Source organism: Streptomyces sp. CB02056 (genome assembly GCF_001905545.1).
Taxonomy (GTDB): Bacteria; Actinomycetota; Actinomycetes; order Streptomycetales; family Streptomycetaceae; genus Kitasatospora.
Genome location: NZ_LIPD01000003.1, coordinates 591,191 through 616,466 on the forward strand (window position 1 = coordinate 591,191; position 25,276 = coordinate 616,466).

21 protein-coding genes and 2 tRNA genes are annotated in these 25,276 nt (G+C 74.0%); 11 read left to right on the forward strand and 12 right to left on the reverse strand.

The annotated features are described in order from the left end of the window. Positions 1-312 precede the first annotated feature (312 nt). The 7 genes from AMK13_RS10005 to AMK13_RS10035 all read left to right on the forward strand — a co-directional run bounded on the left by AMK13_RS10005 (position 313) and on the right by AMK13_RS10035 (position 4,945). Complete coding sequence (locus AMK13_RS10005; protein WP_030056585.1) at positions 313-630, forward strand: histone-like nucleoid-structuring protein Lsr2; 318 nt, start codon at positions 313-315, stop codon at positions 628-630. 143 nt (positions 631-773) lie between these two features. After that, a tRNA-Gly gene (locus AMK13_RS10010) sits at positions 774-846 on the forward strand. 39 nt (positions 847-885) lie between these two features. Beyond that, positions 886-958 (forward strand) — tRNA-Gly (locus AMK13_RS10015). 187 nt (positions 959-1,145) lie between these two features. Beyond that, positions 1,146-2,153: an ABC transporter ATP-binding protein gene (locus AMK13_RS10020; RefSeq protein ID WP_074001868.1), complete on the forward strand. Its 1,008-nt coding sequence runs from the start codon at positions 1,146-1,148 to the stop codon at positions 2,151-2,153. Next, positions 2,150-2,977, forward strand: coding sequence for an ABC transporter permease (locus AMK13_RS10025; RefSeq protein ID WP_074001869.1), 828 nt, complete (start codon positions 2,150-2,152; stop codon positions 2,975-2,977). The genes AMK13_RS10020 and AMK13_RS10025 overlap by 4 nt, the downstream gene beginning before the upstream one ends. 97 nt (positions 2,978-3,074) lie before the next feature. After that, the gene (locus AMK13_RS10030) at positions 3,075-4,304 is read left to right on the forward strand and encodes a sensor histidine kinase (RefSeq protein WP_079271987.1); all 1,230 of its coding nucleotides are present in this window, start codon (positions 3,075-3,077) and stop codon (positions 4,302-4,304) included. 17 nt (positions 4,305-4,321) lie between these two features. After that, positions 4,322-4,945, forward strand: a complete 624-nt coding sequence (locus tag AMK13_RS10035) for a response regulator transcription factor (RefSeq protein WP_049654019.1) — start codon at positions 4,322-4,324, stop codon at positions 4,943-4,945. Between the two features lie 33 nt (positions 4,946-4,978). Here AMK13_RS10035 and AMK13_RS10040 read toward each other — a convergent pair whose 3' ends face one another. From AMK13_RS10040 to purD, 4 genes are all read right to left on the reverse strand, one after another. Continuing rightward, on the reverse strand, positions 4,979-5,878 hold the full coding sequence (locus AMK13_RS10040) for a phosphoribosylaminoimidazolesuccinocarboxamide synthase (RefSeq protein WP_049654021.1): 900 nt from the start codon (positions 5,876-5,878) through the stop codon (positions 4,979-4,981). Between the two features lie 125 nt (positions 5,879-6,003). Continuing rightward, entirely contained in the window at positions 6,004-7,542 is a 1,539-nt protein-coding gene (locus AMK13_RS10045; protein ID WP_049654022.1) for a N,N-dimethylformamidase beta subunit family domain-containing protein, read from the reverse strand. Between the two features lie 227 nt (positions 7,543-7,769). Beyond that, positions 7,770-9,356 (reverse strand): hypothetical protein, encoded by a 1,587-nt coding sequence (locus tag AMK13_RS10050; protein WP_074001871.1) that lies wholly within the window; start codon positions 9,354-9,356, stop codon positions 7,770-7,772. Between the two features lie 625 nt (positions 9,357-9,981). After that, positions 9,982-11,229 carry a phosphoribosylamine--glycine ligase gene (purD, locus tag AMK13_RS10055; protein WP_049659445.1) on the reverse strand — a complete coding sequence of 416 codons (1,248 nt, stop codon included), beginning with the start codon at positions 11,227-11,229 and terminating at the stop codon, positions 9,982-9,984. Between the two features lie 367 nt (positions 11,230-11,596). Here purD and AMK13_RS10060 point away from each other — a divergent pair, with 367 nt between their 5' ends. Further along, positions 11,597-12,382: an SLATT domain-containing protein gene (locus tag AMK13_RS10060; protein ID WP_074001872.1), complete on the forward strand. Its 786-nt coding sequence runs from the start codon at positions 11,597-11,599 to the stop codon at positions 12,380-12,382. Positions 12,383-12,447: 65 nt separating this feature from the next. On the opposite strand, the gene AMK13_RS10065 is transcribed toward AMK13_RS10060, so the two are convergent. From AMK13_RS10065 to AMK13_RS10075, 3 genes are all read right to left on the reverse strand, one after another. Further along, positions 12,448-13,095, reverse strand: a complete 648-nt coding sequence (locus AMK13_RS10065; RefSeq protein WP_049659440.1) for a hypothetical protein — start codon at positions 13,093-13,095, stop codon at positions 12,448-12,450. Between the two features lie 117 nt (positions 13,096-13,212). After that, the gene (locus AMK13_RS10070; protein ID WP_074001873.1) at positions 13,213-14,229 is read right to left on the reverse strand and encodes a GntR family transcriptional regulator; all 1,017 of its coding nucleotides are present in this window, start codon (positions 14,227-14,229) and stop codon (positions 13,213-13,215) included. A gap of 209 nt (positions 14,230-14,438) precedes the next feature. Then, positions 14,439-15,236, reverse strand: a complete 798-nt coding sequence (locus AMK13_RS10075) for a carbon-nitrogen family hydrolase (RefSeq protein WP_049656341.1) — start codon at positions 15,234-15,236, stop codon at positions 14,439-14,441. Positions 15,237-15,410: 174 nt separating this feature from the next. On the opposite strand from AMK13_RS10075, the gene AMK13_RS10080 reads away from it, so the two are divergent. Beyond that, the gene (locus tag AMK13_RS10080; RefSeq protein ID WP_049656343.1) at positions 15,411-16,232 is read left to right on the forward strand and encodes a maleylpyruvate isomerase family mycothiol-dependent enzyme; all 822 of its coding nucleotides are present in this window, start codon (positions 15,411-15,413) and stop codon (positions 16,230-16,232) included. A gap of 39 nt (positions 16,233-16,271) precedes the next feature. Here the strand turns inward: AMK13_RS10080 and AMK13_RS10085 are convergent, their stop codons facing one another. Beyond that, positions 16,272-17,663, reverse strand: a complete 1,392-nt coding sequence (locus AMK13_RS10085) for an MFS transporter (protein ID WP_079271988.1) — start codon at positions 17,661-17,663, stop codon at positions 16,272-16,274. A gap of 60 nt (positions 17,664-17,723) precedes the next feature. Then, a complete protein-coding gene (locus AMK13_RS10090) occupies positions 17,724-18,956 on the reverse strand; it encodes a M64 family metallopeptidase (RefSeq protein WP_079271989.1) in 1,233 nt (410 codons plus the stop codon). A gap of 365 nt (positions 18,957-19,321) precedes the next feature. Between AMK13_RS10090 and AMK13_RS41780 the strand changes: the two genes are divergently transcribed. Together AMK13_RS41780 and AMK13_RS10100 are read left to right on the forward strand one after the other, a co-directional pair. After that, positions 19,322-20,245 (forward strand): LAETG motif-containing sortase-dependent surface protein, encoded by a 924-nt coding sequence (locus AMK13_RS41780; protein WP_074001876.1) that lies wholly within the window; start codon positions 19,322-19,324, stop codon positions 20,243-20,245. Between the two features lie 211 nt (positions 20,246-20,456). Next, positions 20,457-21,413 (forward strand): LAETG motif-containing sortase-dependent surface protein, encoded by a 957-nt coding sequence (locus AMK13_RS10100; RefSeq protein ID WP_074001877.1) that lies wholly within the window; start codon positions 20,457-20,459, stop codon positions 21,411-21,413. A gap of 81 nt (positions 21,414-21,494) precedes the next feature. Here the strand turns inward: AMK13_RS10100 and AMK13_RS10105 are convergent, their stop codons facing one another. From AMK13_RS10105 to pdhA, 3 genes are read right to left on the reverse strand one after another with little or no spacing between them, the layout of a single operon-like run. Next, entirely contained in the window at positions 21,495-22,931 is a 1,437-nt protein-coding gene (locus tag AMK13_RS10105) for a dihydrolipoamide acetyltransferase family protein (protein WP_074001878.1), read from the reverse strand. Positions 22,932-22,946: 15 nt separating this feature from the next. Beyond that, complete coding sequence (locus AMK13_RS10110) at positions 22,947-23,921, reverse strand: alpha-ketoacid dehydrogenase subunit beta (protein ID WP_049658928.1); 975 nt, start codon at positions 23,919-23,921, stop codon at positions 22,947-22,949. Beyond that, complete coding sequence (gene pdhA, locus AMK13_RS10115) at positions 23,921-25,075, reverse strand: pyruvate dehydrogenase (acetyl-transferring) E1 component subunit alpha (RefSeq protein WP_049658931.1); 1,155 nt, start codon at positions 25,073-25,075, stop codon at positions 23,921-23,923. The genes AMK13_RS10110 and pdhA overlap by 1 nt, the downstream gene beginning before the upstream one ends. Between the last annotated feature and the right edge of the window lie 201 nt (positions 25,076-25,276).

Below are 25,276 nucleotides of genomic sequence, written 5' to 3' on the forward strand. Positions count from 1 at the left end.
GGTTTCCCCGGATTCGGCACTCGGAACGACGCCCTCCGGAGAACACCCGAATACGGCACTTGGGGACAGAACCGCCCGACCCGCACATCGGTATCAAGGAACCCGCCGAAGAGACGTGAATATCCGGAAAAGAATGCCGGACTCTTCGATTTCGGCCCCCTTCGGGTGCAGAATAGGGCCACCTGTCGCGGCAAGTGCTGCGTATCAGGCGAGCCGCCCGGCCCGCCCGTACGCGCTTGCGCGAGTTGGTGCACATCAGGCCCCGGTACCCCCTCGGACCGGCGGCCGAATTGCCCGAGAGGATTGACACCCATGGCTCAGCGTGTAGTTGTCACGCTCTCCGACGACCTGGACGGCGGCGCCGCCGCCGAAACCGTCCACTTCGGCGTCGACGGAAAGTCGTACGAGATCGACCTGTCCGTGGACAACGCGGAAAAGCTGCGGGAGGCCCTCGCTCCGTTCGTCGCCGCCGGCCGCCGGCAGAGCCGCACCGGAAAGTCCTTCCGGCGCACCGCCCTCACCCCGGACCCGGCCGCCGTCCGCGCCTGGGCCCTGTCCCGCGGGATGGAACTGCCGGCCCGCGGCCGCATCCCCAAGCACGTGTACGAGGCGTTCGCCGAGGCGAACTGACCCCGCGGGGAGCCCGCTCCCCGGTCGCCCCGCCCGCCCGGTCCGAAAGGGTGGGGCGACCACCCCGAACGATGCTGTAGAGTATTCCTCGTCGCCGCAACGGAGAGATCCGAAGAGGCGGCGGGTGCCCCACCAGGCACCATGCGGACGTGGCTCAGTTGGTAGAGCATCACCTTGCCAAGGTGAGGGTCGCGAGTTCGAATCTCGTCGTCCGCTCGCAGTGCGCGAGCACAGCACAACTCAATAGTTTGACCTGCGGACGTGGCTCAGTTGGTAGAGCATCACCTTGCCAAGGTGAGGGTCGCGAGTTCGAATCTCGTCGTCCGCTCAGATACGAAGGGCCCCCTCAATCGAGGGGGCCCTTCGGCATTCCCTCCCGAGCGTCCCGGCACCCCCGCACCCGGCGGCCGGCGATATCGGCCATGACATTTGTCATCGCCGACCCGTGCGTCCCCACCGCGATGTCATGACGGCTCGCACTGCCCGTACCGCCCGGCCGACGGGAGGCTTGGGGCATGGAAACGAGCCGGCCCTCCCGCCCCAGCGACGACGTGATCGAGGTCACCGACCTGCACCGCCACTACGGCGGCGGCAGCACCGGGTACCACGCCGTACGCGGCGTCGACCTGACCGTCCGCCGCGGCGAGCTGTTCGCCCTGCTCGGCACCAACGGGGCCGGCAAGACCTCCACCATGGAGGTCATCGAGGGCCTGGCCGCGCCCACCGGCGGCACCGTCCGGGTGCTCGGCCGGGACCCCTTCACGGAGCGCGGCGCCGTCCGCCCGCGGATCGGCATCATGCTCCAGGAGGGCGGCTTCTCCGGCGAGCTCACCGCCGCCGAGACCGGCCGCACCTGGGCCGGGATGACCAGCGGCGCCCGCCCGGTCGCGGAGGCGCTGGAGCTGGTCGGCCTCGGCCACCGGGCGAACGTCCGGGTCAAGCAGCTGTCCGGCGGCGAGAAGCGCCGGCTGGACCTCGCGATGGCCCTGCTCGGCCGCCCCGAGGTGCTCTTCCTGGACGAGCCCAGCACCGGCCTCGACCCGGAGGCCCGCGCCGCCGTCTGGCGGCTGGTCCGCGAGCTGCGCGCCCAGGGCACCACGGTGCTGCTCACCACGCACTACCTGGAGGAGGCCGAGGAGCTGGCCGACCGGCTGGCCATCATGCACGGCGGCCAGGTCGTCACCTCCGGCACCGTCGCCGAGGTGATCGCCGGCCGGCCCTCCCGGATCTCCTTCGAACTGCCCGAGTTCACCGGGACCGCGCTGCCCCTCCTGCCCGGCGCCGAGCTGTCCGTCGACGGCCGCAAGGTCACCGTGCAGACCGTCGGGCTCCAGGACACCCTCACCGACCTGCTCGGCTGGGCCCGGCACCACGGCATCGCGCTCGGCGCGCTGGACGCCCGCAGCGCCTCGCTGGAGGAGGCCTTCCTCGCGATCGCCTCCGAGGCCGCCCACCAGCACCCCCCGCAGGCGCCCGCCGCCACCCGCCCCGCCCGCCGCCGCCTGATCGGATCCGCCCGATGACCACCGCCACCGCCACCACCGCCGGTCCGCAGAGCACCGCCGTCCGCCGGCTGCTCGCCCTCGGCCGGGCCGAGGCCACCCTGCTGCTGCGCAACCGCACGGCCCTGTTCACCGCCCTGGTGCTGCCGCTGTTCCTGGTCGTCGTTCTCCGGAGCACGCTGGCGCAGCAGGCCGAGTCCAACCCCGGCCTGGACGTCGACTCGCTGCTGGTCTACGGCTCGGTCGGGATGGTCCTGGCCTTCGTCGTGTACTACAACCTGACCGCCGCGTACGTCGGACGGCGCGGCGAGCTGGTCCTCAAGCGGCTGCGCACCGGCGAGGCCCGGGACATCGAGATCCTGCTCGGCACCGCCGTCCCCTCGCTCACCCTCGGCCTGCTGATGGCCGCCCTGATCGGGATCGGCGGCAGCGTCGCCCTGCACCTGACCGTGCCGGTCAACCCGCTGCTGATGCTGGTCGGCCTGCTGCTGGCGCTGGCCACCATGATCGCCCTGGCCGCGCTGTCCAGCGCCTTCACCAGGACCGTGGAGAGCGCCGGCATCACCACCCTGCCGGTCATGCTGGTCATGCAGTTCGGCTCCGGCCTGTTCGTCCCGCTGGACGTCATGCCCGAGCAGCTGGCGAACATCTGCCGCCTGCTGCCGACCACCCCGGCCTTCCAGCTGATCCGCGTCGGCTGGTTCGGCACCGACGGCTCGGCCGCCGCGACCGGTTTCGCCGGCTCCTGGGGCGCCGCCGGCTCGCACCTGGTCACCGGGGGCATCTGGCTCGCCCTCGCGGTCTGGGGCGCGGTGCGCTACTTCCGCTGGGAGCCGCGCCGCTGAGCATCCGGCAGTAATCCGAAGGAACGCCCCCGGTCCGACCTCTGATATGAAGGCAGCAAGCATGATCGTGGTCGAACTGGGGGCGGAAGAAATGAGAATGCGGTCGCCGCTTCGCAGCTGGACGAGCCTGAGCAATCCCCAGCGCACCGAGCTGTACCTGCGCTGGTCGCTCTACCTGATGGCGCTGTTCATCCTGCCCGGCATCCTGCTCACCGTCGGGAGCGTCGCCGACCAGGCCGAGAACATCCCGGTGATCCGGATCTCCCTGCTGATCGGACTCGCCGTCACCCTGGTGCTGCTGCGGGCCTACCGCACCGCGCTCGACCACTACCTGGGCCGCCCCGCCGACCACCGGCTCTGGACCGCCCTCTCGGCCGGCCTCGCGGTGGCCGGCTCCTGGACGGTCCTGCTGTTCGGGCCCGCCGACGGCGGGACGCGGAGCCCGGGAGGCGCGCCCTTCACCCCGTTCGTCGCCAGCGTCCTGCTGATCGCCTCCTTCGGGCCGGTGTGCGTGGCGCTGACCCCGCGCTGGGCCGCCGTCACCGGGGTGGGCATGCTGGCGGCCGTCTTCCCGGCCGGGGTGCTGTCCGGGGGCGACCCCGCCGGCGTCGCCGGGTACCTGACCGGACTGACCATCGGCATGGCCTTCATCGGCTTCAGCTGCCGCAGCTTCGCCTGGCTGACCTCGATCGTCTGGGAACTGGACACCGCCCGCGAGGCGCAGTCCCGGCTGGCCGTCGCCGAGGAGCGGCTGCGCTTCTCCCGCGACCTGCACGACGTGATGGGCCGCAACCTCACCACCATCGCGCTGAAGAGCGAGCTCGCCGTGCAGCTCGCCCGCCGGGGCCGCACCGAGGCCGCCGACCAGATGGCCGAGGTGCAGAAGATCGCCCAGGAGTCGCAGCGCGAGGTCCGGGACGTCATCCGCGGCTACCGCACCGCCGACCTGCACGCCGAGGCGATCGGCGCCCGCGCGGTGCTGCGCTCGGCCGACGTCGTCTGCGAGATCGACCTCGGCGAGCAGGCGGACGAGCTGCCGGCCCCGGTCCAGTCGGTGTTCGGCTGGGTCATCCGCGAGGCCACCACCAACGTGCTGCGGCACAGCGAGGCCGACCGCTGCCTGATCCGGCTGCGGACCGAGGACGGACGGGCCGTGCTGGAGCTGGAGAATGACGGGGTGCCCGACGTCCCGTTCCCCTCCCAGGGCAGCGGCACCGGGCTGCGCGGACTGCGCGAACGGCTCGCCGCCCACGGCGGCGAGCTGGCCGTGCCGACCGCCGGGCAGGGCGTCTTCCGGATGCTCGCCACCGTCCCGCTGCCGAGCTGAGGAAGAAAGACCGCCCGATGACCGAGAACGCCGCGCCCGTCCGCGTCCTGCTCGCCGACGACGAGCACCTGATCCGGGGCGCGCTGGCCGCGCTGCTCTCGCTGGAGGACGACATCGAGGTGGTCGCCCAGGCCGGCTCCGGGACGGAGGCGCTGGCGATGGCCCAGGCGCACCGCCCGGACGTCGCGGTGCTGGACCTCCAGATGCCCGGCAAGGACGGCATCGAGGTGGCCGCCGCGCTGCGGCTGCTGCTGCCGGACTGCCGCTGCATGATCGTCACCGGCCACGGCCGCCCCGGCTACCTGAAGCGGGCGCTGGAGGTCGGGGTGCGCGGCTTCCTGCCGAAGACCGTCTCGGCGGCCGACCTGGCGGGCATCATCCGGACCGTGCGCTCCGGCGGCCGGTACGTGGACCCGGAGCTGGCGGCGGACGCGATCAGCGCCGGCGAGACCCCGCTGACCCCGCGCGAGACGGACGTCCTGGAACTGGCCGCGGACGGCACCCCGATCGCCGAGATCGCCGAGCGCGCCTCGCTCTCCCAGGGCACCGTGCGCAACTACCTGTCCTCGGCGGCCACCAAGCTGGGCGCGGAGAACCGGCACGCGGCGGTGCGGATCGCCCGCGAGCACGGCTGGATCTGAGGGATCCGGCGCCCGCGGGCGATCGTCCCGGGCTCAGGCCCAGGTGGTGCCGGTCAGCCGCTCGTACACCTCGATGTACCGGGCCCGGGTCTGCTCGACGATCTCGGTCGGCAGCGCCGGCGGCGGCTGCTCGCCGTGGCGGTCCCAGCCGGAGGCCGGGGAGACCAGCCAGTCGCGGATCAGCTGCTTGTCGAAGGACGGCTGCGAGCGGCCCGGCTGCCACTGGTCGGCGGGCCAGTAGCGGGAGGAGTCCGGGGTGAGCACCTCGTCGCCGATCAGCAGCTCGCCGTCCAGCAGGCCGAACTCGAACTTGGTGTCGGCCAGGATGATGCCGCGCTCGCGGGCGATGTCCCGGGCCCGGGCGTAGACGTCCAGGGTGGTGCGGCGCAGCTGGGCGGCGAGCTCGGCGCCGATCCGGCGGGCGGTCTCCTCGTAGGAGACGTTCTCGTCGTGCTCGCCGACCTCGGCCTTGAGCGCCGGGGTGTAGATCGGGGCGGGCAGCTCGGAGCTGTTCTCCAGGCCCTCGGGCAGCGCGATGCCGCAGACCGTGCGGCTCTCCTGGTACTCGGCCAGGCCGGAGCCGGCCAGGTAGCCGCGGGCAACCGCCTCGACCGGGACCATCTCCAGGCTGCGGCAGACCAGCGTGCGGCCCTTCCAGTCGGCCGGGGCGCCGGCCGGGACCTCGGTGGAGATCACGTGGTTGGGGACGATGTCCGCGATCCGCTCGAACCACCACAGCGACAGCTGGGTGAGGATGCGGCCCTTGTCCGGGATCTCGTTCGGCAGCACCCAGTCGTGGGCGGACGTCCGGTCGCTGGCCACCATGACCAGCTCGCCCGATCCGGTGCGGTAGAGGTCGCGCACCTTGCCGGTGTGCAGGTGGACCAGGCCGGGTACCTGGACCGGCTCGGGCTTGGTGACAAATCCGCTCAAGGTGTTCAGTCCTCAGGGGTCGTTCGCGGGTGGGGCACCGCGAAAGGGGAGGTCACTGCCCCCGCAGTCTTTCACGACCGGGTTCGCCCGCCCCGACCCGTCCCCGGCCTCGGGGGACGGAGCGCCTAGTTCTTGCACAGTCGGTCCAGCAGGTTGGCGGTGGCCCGCTGGATCCGCTCGTCGGTCAGGCCCGGGCGGCCCAGTGCGGGCGACCAGGCGAAGGTGCCCGCCGCGAAGACGTACGCGCCGCTGGGCGCCCGGTACAGCGAGGTCTCCTGGTAGCGGGTGCGACCGCCCAGGTCCTGGTACGGCGAGTGCGCCAGCAGCACCCGCTCGATGTGCTCGGGCAGCGCCACCTTGGGGTAGTAGCGGTCGGCCTCGCCGGCGACCAGCCCGGGCAGCTCGTCGCCCTCCTGGAGGCCGGTGCCGTCCCAGAGCCAGTGCGCGGTGTGCCGGGCGACCAGCGGGACGGGCGCGGCGACCCGCCCCGAGTACTGCACCCCGAGCAGCTGCTGCTCGGGCTCCCCGGCGTCCCGCCACAGCGCGCTGGCCGCGCCGGGCGCCCCGGCGGCCGGGCTGCCGGGGCGGACCTTCTGCCGCTTGCGGCAGTTGAGCAGCCGGTTGGGCTCGCCGGAGGCGGCGGCGCTCAGCTCGACCCGCCAGTACATGGTGTTGGCGGAGAGGAACACCAGCGAGGTGCCGCCGTCCCGGGCCCGCTCGGCGGCCCGGCGCATCGGCTCGGACCAGTACTCGTCGTGGCCGGGGAAGACCAGCGCCCGGTGCCGGGACGGGTCCACCAGGCCGGCGTGCAGGTCGGTGGCGGTGGCGTAGGAGAGGTCGTAGCCGAAGCGCTCGGCCCAGCGGATGAAGTCGTACGCGTGGCCGACGTGCAGCGGCAGTCCGGCGGTGGCGTGCGGGCGGTCGAAGGAGACGGTGACGGCCGCCTCCGGCTCGCCGACCAGACCGCCCAGGCCGTCCCAGGCGTGGTAGAGGCTGGCGCCGGTGCGGCCGTCCTCGGGGAACAGGTTGTACGCCTGCCAGGTCACGTCGGGGAGCACCAGGAGCAGCTCGGCGGTGCGCGCCCGCTCGTCGAAGTCCCGGACGGTGAAGGGGATGTGGCTGCGGTGCAGCATGTCCGCGGTGGTCAGCACGGCGACGTACGAGCCGGGCTTCCAGTGCGCCGGGATCTGGAGCCGCCAGGAGTGCCACCAGTGGTGGCAGGAGACCGTCCGGTCGACCACCAGCGGGGCGGGCTGGGCGAGGCCGGAGATCAGCGGGCTGGAGGTCATGTGGCGGGCGCCGTCGCCGCCGTAGTGGCCGATCCGGAAGACGTCCACGGTGAACTCGCGGGGCGGGTTGACGGTGACCCGGAAGTCCACCGAGCCGCCGGGGCGGATCACCCCGGCCGAGGCGAAGCCCTTGATCTGCTGGTCCACGTCGTTGGCGCCCTGCGGGCTGCCGACCGACGGTTTGGGCCGGGTGCCCGCGGCCAGCGGCTGCTGGCCGGGCGCGTCCACCGAGACGTACCAGGGGACGGCGCCCTCCGCCCCCGCCAGGTACTGGTCCGGGCTGCGCAGCCAGGGCAGCGGCCCCTGACCGAAGGGGTCGGAGACGCTGTAGGCGTGCGTCCCCGACTCCCAGCGGCGGTTGAGTTCGGTCCCCACGCGCCCCTCCCAGGTGCACTTCCGCCCGGTGGCACGTGCCCCCCGGATGTGCGTGCGGTCTAATACACCACAGAGTGCTGCCGTAACGTCACCCTCCGGTAGCAATTGGTGCAGGGAATCTCGCGCGCCTCCCGGGCAGGGCCTCCGGCCTGCGAAGACGCCGGGCGGCCAACCGATTTGGGGGCGCGCACCGGGGCACCGAGCGCCCTCCTGGAACGCCTGGGACGTCAGAGGCGGACGGGTTTCTCGAGACGGACGTCGGCCGCGTCCAGCCAGGCGCGCAGCGGGCCGTCCTGGCCCTGTTCGACGGCCTGGGCGACCGGGCCGGCCAGGTCGGTGCGGCGCACCCCGCCGAGCAGCAGCACCGGGCCGTCCAGCCAGTCCAGGCCGGGGGCGCCGCCGGCGGTGTCCACGGCGGCGCAGCAGACCATCGCGGTGACGTGGTCGACCAGCAGGTCGCGGCCGCTGCGGTCGGGTTCGAGCAGCGGGGCCGGGGCGGTGGTGCGGGCCAGCTGGGCGGCGAGCGCGGCGGCCAGCAGCTCGCCGTCGCCCTCGGCGAGCCGGCCCAGCAGCCGGGTGAGGGTCGGAGCGCCCGGGCGGGACTGCGGGGCGAGCCGGTCCAGGGCGGTCTGCAGGGCGGCGGCGCCCGCCCGCCAGCCGGCGTCCACCACCTCGGCCGGGTAGTCGGCCCACTCCAGCTCGTGCCAGCCGCCGGCCGCCGGGCGGCCGAAGAACAGGTCGGCGGCGAGCCGGGAGACCGCCCGGTCGACGGTGCCGGGCTCCTCCAGCAGGTCGCAGGCGGGGCGGTCGCCGAGCCGGCTGCCGTAGCCGTCGGCCAGCCGGTCGCGCCGGGACAGCTCGGTGAGCGCGGAGACCACGCCGGCGTTGAGGTGGGCCGGGTGGCGGCCGAGCCGCCAGGCGGGCAGCGCGACCCGGGTGAGCAGCCGGTCCCAGCCCGCGTAGGCCAGGCCGACCTGCTCCTGGGCGGCGATCCGCAGGCCGTAGTCGACCGCCCTGGCCTGCTCGGAGGCCCAGCCCGCGACCGAGCGCTCCAGCTCGGCGGAGTGGCCCCGGCAGGCGCCGAGCAGACGGCGGACGACCCGGCGGACGACCCGGTCGGCGAGTGCGGCCGGACCGCGCCGGGGCGGCCGGGGCGGGGCGGCCAGGATGCCGCCGCCGAGGCCGGGGGCCGTGCCGCCGCCGGAGTCCAGGCAGGCGTCCAGGCGGCGCAGGAAGCGCCGGGCGGCGGCGATCTCCGGGTCGGCGGAGGCGGCGGTGCCGGCCACCACGGGGGCGAGCAGGGCCCGCAGCTCGCCGGCCCGCATCCACCAGAGGAAGGGCGAGCCGATCACCAGGACGGGGGCGGGCTCGGCCGGGTCCGGCTGCGGCGGCGCGGCCGTCGGCCGGGCGGACGGGACGTCCTCCAGCCAGCTGTCGCAGTCCGGGGTGAGGGCGACGGCGGAGGGCGCGGGCACGTCCAGCCGGTCCGCCAGTTCGTCGATCAGCCGGTACAGCTCGGGTGCCTCGGCGCGGTCCAGCGGGACGGCCGGAGTGGACGGCGGGACGGCCCGGCGCAGGGCCCGGGCGGTCAGCCCGGCCACCAGCAGGGTCAGCGCGGCGACCGCGCAGACCGCCCAGCGGGCGGCGTCCCAGCCGGCCGCGTCGGAGGCCCCGGGCGCGCCGATCCGGCCGGTGAACCGGCCCGCGAGCAGGACCACCGCGACGGCGGTGGGCAGGGCGGCGGCGGCCCGGGCGAGGCCTCGGACCCGCAGGACCGCCTGGGCGTGAGCGCGCGCGATGTCGACTGCTGCCATACGGTGCGGCACCCCCTTCGGAGCCCTCGGGCGCCCGGCTTCGGGCCCTGAGCCGACTCGAAATGATCAGTTCCGACCGGGAAGCGGAGGCGTCCGATCCCCGGTAGTGCATGCTGCGTGGCGCTACTGACATTTTCGACGCCCCGGTCCGGGTGGGCGTTCCGGATCACCCCGGTTTCCACTCGTCCCGGTGACACTGCCCGGATTCCGGACGCCGGCGGCCGGTCCGGTGCGAAGCACCCGACGACCGCCCGGCCGGACGCCGTCCAGCATCCCCCCGTGGGAGCACCGCTACCCGGCGGCGACCCCGGCGCACGGGCCCCGCGCACCGCGATCCAGCGCACCATAAGGCCGCGCAGCCGGTTGCGTCAGCCGGATGCGGGTGCTGTCACCCGATGGGCTGGAATCCGTCGGCCGAACGGTGAGTGCGCCCCGGCGGCCCCTCCAGCCCCGAAACGCCCGGGGCACTGCGCCCATGGGGGTTGACCGGCCAGCTCGGTTGTTCGAGCTTCGCTCGCCCCTGCCGGCGGTCCCCCGCCACGGGCCCGAGCGGGGCCGTCACACGCCGCGGCCCCCGTGCGAACGGTTCGCACGGGGGCCGCGGTCGGCACGGGCACGGGTGGCCTCAGGCGGTGGCCGCCTTCAGCGCGATGTCGGTGCGGTGCTGGCCGCCCTTGAGGGAGATCCGGTCCACCGCGGCGTACGCGCGCTCGCGCGCCTCGGCCAGGTCGGCGCCGGTCGCGGTGACCGACAGCACGCGGCCGCCGGCGCTCAGCACCTGGCCGTCCTCGCCCGCCGTCGTCCCGGCGTGCAGCACGAACGCGGTGCCGTCCGCCTCGGCCTCGGCCAGGCCGTCGATCGGGTCGCCGGTGCGCGGGGCGGCCGGGTAGCCCTCGGAGGCGACGACCACGGTGACGGCCGCGCCCTCGTCCCAGCGCAGCGGCTCCAGCTGGTCCAGGGTGCCGTTGGCGGAGGCCAGCAGCACGCCCGCCAGCGGGGTGCGCAGCCGGGCCAGCACGACCTGGGTCTCCGGGTCGCCGAAGCGGGCGTTGAACTCGATCACCCGGGTGCCGCGCGAGGTGAGCGCCAGGCCCGCGTACAGCAGGCCGGAGAACTCGGTGCCGCGGCGGCGCAGCTCGTCCACGGTCGGCTGGAGGACGGTCTCCAGGACCTCCTCGACCAGCCCGGCGGGCGCCCACGGCAGCGGCGAGTAGGCGCCCATGCCGCCGGTGTTGGGGCCCTCGTCGCCGTCCAGCGCGCGCTTGAAGTCCTGGGCGGGCTGGAGCGGGACGACGGTGGTGCCGTCGGTGATCGCGAACAGCGAGACCTCGGGGCCGTCCAGGTACTCCTCGATGACCACGCGCTCGCAGGCGGCGGCGTGCGCCAGCGCCTCCGCGCGGTCGGAGGTGACCACGACGCCCTTGCCGGCGGCCAGGCCGTCGTCCTTCACCACGTACGGGGCGCCGAAGGCGTCCAGCGCCTCGGCCGCCTCGGCGGCGGTGGTGCAGACGTAGGAGCGGGCGGTGGGCACGCCGGCCGCGGCCATCACGTCCTTGGCGAAGGCCTTCGAGCCCTCCAGTCGGGCGGCCGCCGCGGACGGGCCGAACACCGGGACGCCGGCCGCGCGCACGGCGTCCGCGACACCGGCCACCAGCGGGGCCTCCGGCCCGACCACCACCAGGGCGGCGCCGAGCCGGCCGGCCAGCGCGGCAACCTGCGCACCGTCCAGCTGGTCGACCGGGTGGACCGTCGCAACCTGCGCGATCCCGGCGTTGCCCGGGGCACAGTGCAGTTCGGACACAGCGGGATCTTGGGACAGAGAGCGGCACAGGGCGTGTTCGCGGGCGCCGCCGCCGATGACGAGGACCTTCACGCCTGGCAGCGTAGTCGGTGGCCTGTTCCGGCCGCTCTCCGGTCCCGTCGGATCCTCCAGGCGGAACGCTCCGTACGCCGAGCACACTGGAGGATCGTCCAAGCCCGACCGGGCCGATTCGGCGACGGGTGCCCGGGTCACGACGGCGGGTCACCGGACCCTCGCTCGGACGGGTGAAATCTCGCCGACCCCCGCAACCCGCCCACCTCGGGTTCCGTTGGCCGAAACCGGTAACGATCAGCGGAGAAGCGCCCCCACGGTCAGCCATTTGGCGGTAAGAAGTGCTGTTGGAGAACCACCGGCGGACACCACGTCAGCCGTTGCGCCGACAGACCCAGCAGTCCGCCCGCCACAGGGAGCCCCACAGGTGAGCCAGCCGGAAATGCAGCCCGAGGAGAGTGCCTGGGGCAAGGAGATCGGCGAGGAGGACCCGCCCGCCGCCGCCGTCGTCCGACGGGCCTCCACCCGACGCCGGGACGATCTGAGCACCCGACAGTTCCCGCTCGGGGACTGGGGCGAGCCCGCCGAACGGCTGGAGGAGCTCTACCGCTGGTCCGAGGAGCGGGCGGTCGAGGCCATCGAGTGGTACCGCCGGGACCGGATCTGGAAGCGCCGCTGGGCGCGCCTGCTGCGGTTCGGCGCGGCCGGCTTCGCGGTGGGCGGGGTGACCGCCCCGCTGGTCGACCTGGCCGGCGCCTTCGCGAACGGCACCGGCTGGGGCTACGTCGGCTTCGCGCTCTCCGCCGGCTGCCTGGCCGTCGACCGGGTCTTCGGCCTCACCTCCGGCTGGATGCGGGACGTCTCCACCGGGCAGGCGCTGCAACGCCGCCTGGAGGCCTTCCAGTTCGACTGGGCGTCGGAGTGCGTGCGCGAGGTGCTCGGCCCGACCGAGGGCACCGCGGGCGAGGCCGCCGAGCGCTGCCTGGGCGTGCTGCGCCGGTTCTGCGAGGACGTCTCCGACATGGTCCGCTCCGAGACCTCGGAGTGGATGCTGGAGTTCCGCGCCTCGATGACCCAGCTGCCCACCCAGTCCGGCGGGGCCTGGGGCGGGCGCAGCGAGCCCGGGGTGGGCGCCCAGGTGCGGGTGCTGCCGCCGCCGGGCACCCGGCCCACCATGCCGCGTCAGCGGCCGCCGGAGGGGCCGCTGCGCTAGCGGCCGGGAGGCCGGCTCGGGGCTCAGGGCTCGGGGCTCGGGGCTCGGGGCTCGGGGCTCGGGGCTCAGGCGAAGACGATCATCGAGCCCTGGGCGACGCTCCTGGTCGCCGCCGCGTACAGGCCCGACCAGGCGTGCCGCTCCCGGGCGAAGGGGTGGACGTCGTCGATCGGCGGCCCGAACGGCTGCTCCAGGCCGGTCGGGCCGAGCGGCCGGGTCGGGTCCGGCGGGTTGAGCGGGTCGATGCCCAGCGCCGGTGCGACGGCCTGGAGTTCGCGCAGCAGCCCGTGGCTGGAGCCGAGCGGACCACCGGAGGCGAGCAGCGTCTCGTCCACCAGCGGCACCGCGAACTCGACCGGCACGTACGCGCCGGCATGGTCGAAGTGCCAGACCAGGTGCGACTGTTCGGCGCCGCTCTCGAACATCTCCAGCAGCTGCTCGTAGTCGCCGCCGAGCGTGTCGACCGGGGTGATGTCCAGTCCGGTGAGGCCCAACAGGTAGGCGCGGCGCAGGAAGTGCAGCGAGTCGTAGTCGAAGGCGGCTATCGGCTCGACCGCACCGCTGATACCCGGGACGAACTGGTAGACCGGCACCTCGGGCAGCCCGCGCGAGGCCAGCACCGCGTTGTAGAGCGCGAGGTCGTCCCGGAAGGGGTTGTCGGGACTGTGGCTCAGCACGTCCACCAGCGGGACGAGCCAGAGGTCGCAGGCCATGGCCGGCAGTTCCTCTCCGGAGGCGGGGATCGCCCGCGGAGACGGGGCGACGACGGGGGCTTGGGTCGGTACCCGGACGGCCCGTTGGCGGGGCGCCCGGTCCGACGCCCGCCCACCCTACCGGCCCGGCGCGGCGTGCGGGTCGGACCGCCCCCGCGGGGCCTCCGGGGGCGGCTCGGGCAGCCGCCGGCCGAACCGGCCGTACGGCGTCGCGCGCGGCTGCGGCACCAGGCCGAGGCCCAGGCCCAGTTCACGGCCGAGCTCCCGGCCGACCTCGTCGCTGCGGCGGCTCCGCTCGGCGCGGGCCGCGCCGGGCCCGGCGGCGGACTCGGCGGCCGGCTCCGGCGGGGCCGGCGGCGCGGGCGGCGGCTCGACCGGCACCGCCGGCGGCTCCTCCCCGGCGAACTCGGTGAGCAGTCCGAGGACCGTCACCGACTCCAGCGGCTGTCCGGCCAGCCCGGCCAGCAGCCGGACGGTGTACAGGTTGTACTCGCAGATGATCCGGTGCGCGGCGAGCGGGTCGCGGGCCTCGATCGCCTCGACCAGGTCCGGGTGGCGCTCCCAGCAGACCCCGCCCAGCGCGGGCAGCTCCCGCAGGTAGCGGGCGGCGAACATCCAGGACTGCACCCGCAGCCAGTCCAGGTAGTCGGCGATCCGGCGGTTGCCGAGCAGCGCGCCGACCTCCTGCCAGAACCGGCGGTCGCAGCCCACCATCACGTCCAGGTTCCCGGCCCGGGCGGCCCGCACCGCCGCGTCGGCCCGGCGGTGCAGCGAGGACAGCCGGCTGAGGTCGGGCAGCGCCCGGCGGGCGGTGTACTGGCGGTGGAAGCTGTCGGTGATCAGGACCCGGGACTCGAAGATCTCCAGGAAGTCGTCCCAGCCGAGCTCGGGCACGGTGAAGCCGCGGTGGTGCTCGGCCCGCAGCAGGCCCTGCGCGCCGAGGTCGACCAGGGCCTCGCGGGCCGGGGTCGCGGAGACGCCGTACAGCTCGGCGATCTCCTTGACGGTGAAGTTGCGGCCGGCCGCGAGTCGGCCGGCCATCATCTCCTCGCGCAGCGCGCCGGCGATCTGCTCGCGCAGGCTGTTGCGGTGGATGACGGGACGGGGGGTGTCGCCTGCGCCGTTGTCAGGCATGGGCGCGACCTCCTCGGGCGGGCCGACCGGGCAGGCCCTCGTACGGGCCGGCGGGGAACACGACGAGTGCTCATCTTCTCAAACCCGATCGACCCAGGTACGAACCAACCCTCCGGAACGCCGTCCGCGGCGCCCCGGCGCCGTCCCGACCGCGTCCCGTCCCCCGCTCCCGCCGCCGTGCCGGCCCCCGCTCCGGGCGCCGCTCCGGCTCAGCGCTGGACCGGCGCCGGGATCCCCAGCAGGCGGTCCCGCAGCACCGGGAACTCCTCGCGCGCCTTGGCCACCTCGGCCGGGTCGAACTCGACCGTCAGGACCTCCTCGTCCGCCCCCGCCTCGGCCAGCACCCGGCCCCACGGGTCCACCACGATGCTGTGCCCGGCCTGCTCGACCCCGGCGTGCGTCCCGGCGGTGTTGCAGGCCAGCACGAAGGCCTGCTCCTCCACCGCCCGGGCCCGGGCCAGCAGCGTCCAGTGCTCGCGCCGCCGGGCCGGCCAGGCCGCCGGGACCACCAGCAGCTGCGCGCCGGCGTCCAGCAGCGCCCGGAACAGCTCCGGGAAGCGCAGGTCGTAGCAGGTGGCCAGGCCCAGCGTGGCGAAGTCGGTGGGCGCGGTGACGATCTCCTGCCCGGCGCCCATCACCACCGCCTCGCCGCTGTCGAAGCCGAAGCGGTGGATCTTGCGGTACGTGTGCACCAGCTCGCCGTCCGGGGAGAACAGCAGCGAGGTGTTGTAGATCGGACCGTCCGGATCGCGTTCGACGATCGAACCGGCGTGCAGCCAGACCCCGGCGGCCCGGGCGGCGGCCGACATCACGTCCGAGGTGGGCCCGTCCAGCGTCTCCGCGCCGTCCGACCAGAGGTCGTAGGCGAAGCCGCCGAGCGGCCACAGCTCCGGGAGGACCACCAGGTCGGCACCCTGTTGCGCCCGCACCAGGGCGGCCGCCCGAGCCCTCCGCTCGGCGGGCGGCTCCGCGTCGGAGACCGCGAGTTGGATCAATGAAGCGCGCACAGTACCACCGTCCACGGCAAGAGACCTACGATCGTCACCCGAAAGCGCTGCCCAGCTGTCTCCCGGCAGCGTAACGTGCGGTTAGCGTGTGCGCCGGGAAAGCCGGACCATCCCGGTCGGCCGTGACGGCGGGGCACAGGCGGCAAGGAAGCTGACGGAGGGCCGGAGATTCCCGTGACGGACAACCAGACCGTGCAGGCTTACACCGAGGCGTGGACCCAGACCATCGAGTCCATATCGGAGCTGGTCGCCCCCCTTCCCGAGGGCTCCTGGAACCGGGCCACCGAGTGTCCGGGCTGGTCCGTCCGGGACGTCGTCTCGCACGTGATCGCGGTCGAGTCCGACCTGCTCGGCGACCCCCGCCCGATCCACTCGCTGCCGCGTGACCTCCGTCACGTGACCTCCGAGTTCGCCCGCTACGTCGAACTCCCGGTCGACAAGCGCCGCTGCCACACCGCGCTGGAGATGACCAGCGAGCTGGAGTACACGATCATCCGGCGCTCCCGGGCGCTGCGGAACGCCAAGCAGACGCCCGAGGAGCCGGTGCGCTGGCCGGCCGGGCCGCTGGCCAGGGACGTCCCGTACCACGAGCTGCTGCGGAGGCGGGCCTTCGACGTCTGGGTGCACGAGCAGGACCTGCGCCGGGCCCTGGAGGCCCCGGGCAACCTGGACGCCCCGGCCGCGCTGATCACCCGGGACGTGCTGCTGGAGCTGCTGCCCAAGGCCGTCGCCACCAAGGCCGGGGCCCCGGCCGGAACGGCGCTGGTGCTGGACGTCACCGGCCCGGTGGAGTTCCTGCGCACCGTCCGGGTGGACGCCACCGGCCACTGCACCGTGGACGAGTCGATCAGCCTGGCGCCCGACGTCCAGCTCACCATGGACTGGGAGACCTACCTGCGGCTCGCCTGCGGCCGCGGCCGGCCCGGCCCGGTCTCCGTCGAGGGCGACCAGGAGCTGGCCGAGCGGGTGCTGGCCAACTTCTCGGTCACCATCTGAGGCGGGCCGCCCGGGGCCCGGGGCCGGACGGCCCCGGGCTCAGCCCGCCTGCGCCGCGACCTTCCGGCGCAGCCGCAGGATCATCGCCGTGCCCACCGCCAGCGGGACGTACTGCCAGCAGAACGCCCAGCGGAAGGCGTCGGCCGAGTACCCGACGGCCCCGTCCGGGGAGAGCGCGTCCAGCAGCACGCCGATGCCGAACAGGGTGATCATCGTGCCGATGAAGCCGCCCATGTTGACGATCCCGGAGGCGGTGCCGAGCCGCTCCGCGGGGTTGCGGGCGCGCGCGTAGTCGAGGCCGACCAGCGAGGCCGGGCCGTTGCTGCCCATCACCAGGATGATCCCGACCAGCAGCCAGGTCGGCGGGTGGCCGCCGGGCCAGGCCAGCACCAGCGCCCAGCCGAGCGCGGTGGTCACGACGACGGTCAGCACGATCGGCATCCGGGCCCGCGCCGAGGCGGAGAGCAGCCGGCCGAAGAGGAAGCCGAAGCTCATGTTGCTGAGCACCAGCAGGGTCAGCAGCCCGCCGGCCCCCGCCCGGGACATGCCCTGCGCCTGCACCAGGTAGGGCAGGCCCCAGAGCAGGCCGAAGGCGTTGCCGGGGAACTGGGTGGTGAAGTGGATCCAGAGCCCGAGCCGGGTGCCCGGCTCCCGCCAGCAGGCGAGGACCTGCTGGCCGACCTTCGGCCGTGCCCCGGTCGCCCCGCCCTTCCCGGCCTCCCCGGGCCGGGCGGCGGCCTCCTGCGGGGGCGTGTCCTTGAGGAAGAGCGCGACCAGCGCGAACACCGCCACGCCCAGCAGCGCGATCGCGGTGAAGGTGGGCGTCCAGCCCTCGCTGTGCAGCGCCTGGGCGAGCACCACGGTGGTGACCAGGTTGCCGCCCATCCCGGCCAGGCCGGTCAGCTGGGCGACGAACGGGTTCCGGGCCGCCGGGAACCACCGGGCGGCGATCCGCAGCACGCTGATGAAGGTCATCGCGTCGCCGCAGCCGAGCACCGCGCGGGAGGCCAGCGCGGGGCCGAAGGAGGAGCTGAACGCGAAGGCCAGCTGACCGGCGCTCAGCAGCAGGACGCCCAGCAGCAGCACCCGGCGCGGCCCGAACCGGTCGACCAGCAGGCCGACCGGTATCTGCATGGCCGCGTAGACCAGCACCTGGAGGATCGAGAAGGTGGAGAGCGCCGAGGCGCCGATGCCGAAGCGGTCGGCGGCGTCCAGTCCGGCCACGCCGAGGCTGGTGCGGTGGATGACGGCCAGGATGTAGACGCTGACGCCGACGGACCAGGCCAGCCAGGCCGCGCGGCCGCCGGGCGGCTCGAATACGGGTCCGGGCACCGGCGCTGACGCCGGCGCGGGGCCGGCCGGGGGCCCGGCGGCGGGTCGGGGAGCGGGGACGGACGGGGACGGGGCTGGACGGGCGGGCTCCACGGTCATAGTCCGACCAGATTAGTCATCCCATGATTGGACGCCCAGATCCGGGGCGCGCACCGCTCCTCAGCCGGTCAGCGTCCAGGACACCGAGCGGGTCATGTGGCGCTCCCGGAAGGCCTCGTCCCGCACCCAGTCGGTGGTGTCCTTGACGGTCGCCGTCACGGTGGCCGTCCGGCCCGGGGCCAGCTCCAGCGGGGCGGTGTCCAGCCAGGAGCCGTCGGGGGACTGCGGCGTCACGGGGACGCCGTTCACCTTCCACTCCACCTTCAGCTGCCGCGGGCCGGTCAGCGGCAGCGGCCGGACGTCGAGCCGGGGCCGCCCGGACACCTCGCCGGGGGCCGGCACCGGGGCGTCGGTCGGCCGGACCCTGCGGTACAGCTCCTCGATGATCGCCTCGCGCGAGGGGAGGTTGTACGCGCTGCCGAGGGTGCGCATCACCGAGTCCGGGGTGGGCCGGTAGAGGCCGTTGGCGCTGCGGTACGCCCCGACCACCCCGGCCCCGTCCGGGGACTCGGCGCCCAGCCAGCGCCACCACTTGGTCTGCTTCCTGCGCATGTCGTCGGCGTTGAGGGTGGCGAGGTTCGGGTAGTCGGCGTCCTCCGGGGCGCTGTCGTACTCGTCGCCGAGGTCTCCCACGGTGTGCCCGATCTCGTGCTGGATGATCCGCCCGGCGTCCGGGCTGCCGCCCGCCAGGGTGGTCACCCCGGTGCCGCCGGCGCCGCCGTACTCGGTGGAGTTGGCCAGGGCTATCAGGTACTGCGGCCCGGCGCCGCCCCCCGCGTACCGGGCGGTGGCGGCCTCGTCGGCGCAGAGCAGCCGGGCGGTGCCCTCGCACCAGAAGTGCATGCCGAGCGGGGTGGCGGTCTTGCGCCCGCGGCTCTCGGACTCCGCTATCCCGGAGACCGGGGAGACCACCTCGACCCGCCTGATGTTGAAGAAGCCCTGGTAGGTGCGGAAGGGCTCGATGTCCATCAGCGCGTGCCAGGCCTTGTCGGCCTGCTGCCGGAAGAGCTCCTGCTCGCCGGCCGTGTAGCCGTCGCCGAGCAGCACCAGGGTGATCCGGTTGGCCGGGTCCCCGGTGCGGCGTATGTCGACGGTGGGGGCGGCCGCGGGTATCCGCTGGTCGGCCTGGAGGGCCGCGTGCGGCGGCACCGCGCGGTCGGCGGCGGCCCCCGGCCCGATCACGCCGAACGGCGAGGGGCCGACCAGCTCCAGGGCGCCCGGGAGGGCGGCGGCGGACACCAGCACGAGTGCGGCCAGACTCCGGACGAGACGGCCAGGGTTGCCAGGCGGCATACGGGTGCGTCCTCCGGGTTCCGGTCACCCGGCGTCGCCCGGGTGGTGGAGCGGAGACGTACCCGGGCGGCCGGGACTCCCCTATCCGGCCGCGAAAAAGTCACCGACCTGGCCGAACGATCCGTACTTTCCGGATCATTCAGGTCATACCAACCATCACTCGGACGGTCTCCGAGGCCCGCCGAAGAACTCCGAAAAATTCTCGGAACCCACCTGCAACCCCTGACGGGGATGCGCGTCTATACGGATGAAGGCACGGAGAGCGAGACCGGCGGAGCCGGGGGGCGCTTCCGCTCGTGAAGCAGCGGGGCCGGTCGTCTTCGCCCACACACACCGTCAGACCCATGACCCTGGGGAGTCACGTCATGCGCACGTCCGTTATCACCCGTTTTGCGAAGAACGACCGCGCCTTCTCCGGCCGCCGCCGCATCGCCACCGTCGCCGCCACCGTCGTCCTCGCCGGCGGCGTCCAGTTCCTCGCCACCGACACCGCCTGGGCCTGCGGGGACCACCGGCTCAACGGCGCGTACGAGGCTCCGGCCAACGTGCCCGGACTGTCCCCGGACACCGCCATCGTCTCCGCCAAGTCCTCCGTGGTGGCGGACGGCAGCTGGAACGAGGTCTCCGTCAAGGTCACCAACAAGGCCGCCGAGGACGCCCACGGCATGGAGCCCTTCCTCGGCATCCACACCCCGGGCTCGGGCGCCGCGGCCCGCCTCAAGGACGTCAAGATCCAGTACGAGGACTACACCGGCGCCTGGAAGAACCTCCAGCTGCTCGACGGCTGCTCCCGCGTCGTCGACATCACCGGCTCCCAGCGCCAGCGGATGGCCGCCAACAGCTCGGCGACCTTCAAGTTCCGCTACTCGCTGGCCGCCGGCACCCCGGCCGGCGTGACCACGATCGACCTGCTGGCCTCGACCGAGATGGCCGGCTCCCAGGGCCCGGGCGACTCGGGCTTCAAGACGGTCAAGGTGACCCACCCCCAGGACACCGCCGGCACCAAGCCGACCACCCCGGCCAAGCCCAAGCCCACCCCCACCAAGGACACCAAGCCGGCCCCGGCCAAGCCCGCCGCCGAGCAGACCAAGGACACCGCCCCGGCCCCGGCCCCGAAGCCGACCACCCCCACCACCGCCCCGGCCACCACCGCGCCCGCCGGCACCCCCGAACTCGCCCAGACCGGCTCCTCCTCCACCAACACCTTCCTCGCCGCCTCCTCCGCCCTGCTCCTCGCCCTCGGAGCGGGTGCCCTGGTCGCCGTGCGCCGCCTCCGCCGCCAGCACTGACCTGCGGTCGTCAGGGCCGAGCGGGCCCCGGCGCCGACGGTCGAAAGATTCTCGGAACCCACCTGCAACCCCCGGCGGGGATGCGCGTCCATACAGATGAAGGCACGGAGAGCGAGACCGGCGGAGCCGGGGGGCGCTTCCGCTCGTGAGGAGCGGAGCCGGTCGTCTTCACCCACACACCACCAGCACGACGACTTTGGGGAGTCACGTCATGCGCACGTCCGTTATCACCCGTTTCGCGAAGAACGACCGCGCCTTCTCCGGCCGCCACCGCATCGCCACCCTCGCCGCCACCGTCGTCCTCGCCGGCGGCGTCCAGCTCCTCACCACCGACACCGCCTGGGCCGCCGGGAACGGCGGCACCGCCGCCGCCGGCGCGCCCGCCGCGACCGCTCGGCAGGCCACCGCGGACCACCACGGGTCGTACAAGGCCGGGTTCCACATGACCCCGGACGGCCAGACCATCATCGCGGGCGGCCCCAAGGTCGAGATCGGCGTCGCCGTCACCAACTTCACCGGCGCTCCCTACCAGAACGTCTCCGCGATGCTCGCGCTGTTCAACCCGAACTCCGGCACCGGCCTGCGGATCGAGGACCTGACGGTCGAGGTCGCCTCCGCGGGAGGCTGGAAGCCGGTCAAGCTGCGGCACTACGGCGACTCGACGCTGTTCACCGTCGAGTCCCCGGCGACGACCACCCCGCGCCTGGAGGACGGCCGGGCCGCGAACTTCATGTTCCGGGTGGGGCTCTCCGCGAAGGCGCCCAAGGACCTGACCGAGCTCGGGGTCGGCACCATCGCCAAGGCCCCCGGGTTCCCGGCCGACGGCACCGGCGACGCCAACCACACCTTCCAGGTAGCACGGTCCACCGCCCCCGGCACCAAGCCGACCACCCCGGCCAAGCCCAAGCCCACCCCCACCAAGGACGCCAAGCCGGCCCCGGCCAAGCCCGCCGCCGAGCAGACCAAGGACACCGCCCCGGCCGCCCCGGCCCCGAAGCCGACCACCCCCACCACCGCCCCGGCCACCACCGCCCCCGCCGGCACCCCCGAACTCGCCCAGACCGGCTCCTCCTCCACCAACACCTTCCTCGCCGCCTCCTCCGCCCTGCTCCTCGCCCTCGGAGCGGGCGTCCTGATCGCCGTCCGTCGACTCCGTCCCCAGCGCTAGTCGAACGGGCGGTCACACCGAAGGGGCCCTCCTCCGCACGGCGGTGCGGAGGAGGGCCCCTTCTTCGGTGCTACCGGGCCGTCAGCCCCAGGTGATCAGGCGCTTCGGGCGCTCCAGCAGCGCGGCCACGTCGGCCAGCACCTTGGAGCCCAGCTCCCCGTCCACCAGGCGGTGGTCGAAGGAGAGCGCGAGCGTGGTCACCTGACGCGGGACCACCTTGCCCTTGTGCACCCACGGCAGTTCCCGGACCGCGCCGAAGGCCAGGATGGCGGCCTCGCCCGGGTTGAGGATCGGGGTGCCGGTGTCGACGCCGAAGACGCCGACGTTGGTGATGGTGATCGTCCCGCCCTGCATGTCGGCCGGCGAGGTCTTGCCCTGACGGGCGGTCTCGACCAGCTCGCCGAGCGACGTGGCCAGCCCCGAGAGGGTCCTGGACCCGGCGTCCTTGATGTTCGGGACGATCAGGCCGCGCGGGGTGGCCGCGGCGATGCCGAGGTTCACCTGGCCCTTGAGGACGATCTCCTGGGCCGCCTCGTCCCACTGGGCGTTGATCCCGGGGTGCCGCTTGATCGCGGTGAGCAGCGCCTTGGCGACGATCAGCAGCGGGCTGACCCGGACGTCCCGGCCCAGCTCGCCGCTCTCCTTGAGCCGGCGGACGAACTTCATCGTGCGGGTCACGTCGACCTGCACGAACTCGGTGACGTGCGGGGCGGTGAAGGCCGAGGCCACCATCGCCTGCGCGGTCGCCTTGCGGACGCCCTTGATCGGCACCCGGACGTCGCCCGCGCCGGACACCGGCGCCTGCGGCGCGGCCGGCTCGGCCACGGCGGTCTCGGCCACCGGCGCCACCGGGGCCGCCGGAGCGGCCTGGGCGGCGGCGTGGGCGTGCACGTCCTCGCGGGTGATCACGCCGTCCCGGCCGGTCGGGGTGACCGCGCGCAGGTCGACGCCGAGGTCCTTGGCCAGCTTGCGCACCGGCGGCTTGGCCAACGGCCGCTCCCCGGACGGTACTTCGGCGACCGGAGCCGGGGCCGCGGGCGCCGGTGCGGCGACCGGGGCCGGGGCGGCGGCCGGAGCCGGCCTGGTCGCGGCGACCTTGGTGGTGGTCGTCCGCCGGGCCCGGCGCTGGCTGCCGCCGGTGCGCGGGCCGTACCCGACCAGCACCTCGCGCCGCTCGGGCTCGGGCTCCTCTGCGGGAGCCGGAACCGGCGCCTGGGCCGGCGCCGCGGCGGGGGCGGCCGGAGCCGCGACACCCGCCTCCCCGGCGACCGCGATCGAGATGATCACGGTGCCGACGTCGACCGTCGCGCCCTCGGGGAAGTGCAGCGTCTCGACCACCCCGTTGAACGGGATGGGCAGCTCCACGGCCGCCTTGGCGGTCTCCACCTCGCAGACGACCTGCCCGTCGGTGACGGTGTCACCGGGCTTGACGTACCAGCTGAGGATCTCGGCCTCGGTGAGGCCCTCGCCCACATCGGGCATCTTGAACTCGCGGAGCGAGCGAACTTCGGTGGTCATCTTCGCTCCCCGGAGTCAGTACGCGAGCGCGCGGTCGACGGCGTCGAGCACGCGGTCCAGGTCGGGGAGGAAGGCCTCCTCGACCCGGGACGGCGGGTACGGCGCGTGGTAGCCGCCGACCCGCAGCACGGGTGCCTCCAGGTGGTAGAAGCACTTCTCGGTGAGCCGGGCGGCCAGTTCGGCGCCCATCCCCAGGAAGACCGGTGCCTCGTGCACCACGACGGCCCGACCGGTGCGCTTGACCGACGCCTCCAGGGCGGCGAAGTCCACCGGGGAGAGCGAGCGCAGGTCGACGACCTCCAGCCGGCGGCCGTCCTCCTCGGCGGCCGCGGCGGCCTCCAGGCAGACCTTGACCATCGGCCCGTACGCGATCAGCGTCAGGTCGGTGCCGGGCCGGACGACCCGGGCCTCGTGCAGGCCCAGGTCGGCGGCGTCGCCGACCTCGCCCTTGTCCCAGTAGCGGCGCTTGGGCTCCAGGAAGACGACCGGGTCGTCGGACTCGATCGACTGCCGCAGCATCCAGTGCGCGTCGTGCGCGCTGGACGGGGTGACCACGCGCAGACCGGCGGTGTGCGCGAAGTACGCCTCGTGCGACTCGCTGTGGTGCTCGACCGCGCCGATGCCGCCCGCGTAGGGGATGCGGATGGTGACCGGCATCTTGACGTGCCCGAGCGCGCGGGCGTGCATCTTCGCCAGCTGGGAGACGATCTGGTCGAAGGCCGGGTAGACGAAGCCGTCGAACTGGATCTCCACCACCGGGCGGTAGCCGCGCAGCGCCAGGCCGATCGCGGTGCCGACGATGCCGGACTCGGCCAGCGGGGAGTCGATCACCCGGTCCTCGCCGAAGTCCTTCTGCAGGCCGTCGGTGATCCGGAAGACGCCGCCGAGCTTGCCGATGTCCTCGCCCATGAGGAGGGTCTTCGGGTCGTTCTCCAGCGACTTGCGCAGCGCTCCGTTCAGCGCCTTGGCGATGCTCAGCTGACCGGCCATCAGTGGGTCTCCCCCGCCTCGAAGGAGGCCGCGTACTCGACGTACTCGGCCCGTTCCTCATCGACCAGCGTGTGCGGCTCGCTGTACACGTGGTCGAAGATCAGGGTCGGGTCCGGGTCCGGCATGCCGCGCACGCCCTCGCGCACCCGCAGCCCCAGCTGCTCGCTCTCGGCGTCGACGGCGGCGAAGAACTCCTCGTCGGCCAGGCCCTCCTTCTCCAGGTGGGCGCGGAGCCGGGAGATCGGGTCCTTGGCCTTCCAGGCCTCGGTCTCCTCGGTGTGCCGGTAGCGGGTGGGGTCGTCGGAGGTGGTGTGGGCGCCCATCCGGTAGGTGAACGCCTCGATCAGCACCGGGCCGTTGCCGTTGCGGGCGTGGTCGAGCGCCCAGCGGGTGACCGCGAGGCAGGCCAGCACGTCGTTGCCGTCGACCCGCACGCCGGGGAAGCCGAAGCCGGAGGCGCGGCGGTACAGCGGGATCTTGGTCTGGGTGGTGGTGGGCTCGGAGATCGCCCACTGGTTGTTCTGGCAGAAGAAGACCACCGGCGCGTTGTAGACCGAGGCGAAGGTGAAGGCCTCGTTGACGTCGCCCTGGCTGGAGGCGCCGTCGCCGAAGTACGCGATGACCGCGTCGTCGGCGCCGTCCTTGGTGATGCCCATCGCGTACCCGGTGGCGTGCAGGGTCTGCGCGCCGATCACGATGGTGTACAGGTGGAAGTTCTTCTCGTTCGGGTCCCAGCCGCCGTGGTTCACGCCGCGGAACATGCCGAGCAGGTTCAGCGGGTCGACGTCGCGGCACCAGGCCACGCCGTGCTCGCGGTAGGTGGGGAAGGCGTAGTCACCGGGGCGCATGGCGCGGCCGGAGCCGACCTGGGCGGCCTCCTGGCCGAGCAGCGAGGCCCACAGGCCCAGCTCGCCCTGGCGCTGGAGCGCGGTGGCCTCGCCGTCGAACCGGCGCACCAGCACCAGGTCGCGGTAGAGGGCGCGCAGCTCCTCGGGAGTGGTGGTGAGGGGGTAGTCCGGGTGCTCGACCCGCTCGCCTTCCGGCGTGAGCAGCTGGACGAGCTCCGGCTGGGCGTCCTTGCCCGTGGCGCGGAGGGTGTCAGGGACGCCGGGGGCCGCCTTCTTGCGGGCCCTCGCCGTGCTTTTGACGGTCACGTTCACTCCTCGGTCTGTCCGGCCGCCCGGGGTCGCCGGTGACCGGTCCGGTCACCGCCTCGCGGGGCGCGCGTGGGTGTGCGCTCCCACTGCGGGGCAGGTGGTGATCCTGTTCCGACGGCGTCCCTCACGAGAACGTTACCCAGCGTCCGCCCTCGACGCGCTTGCGCTAGGACGTCCTACTTGTTCAGGGCCTACAAC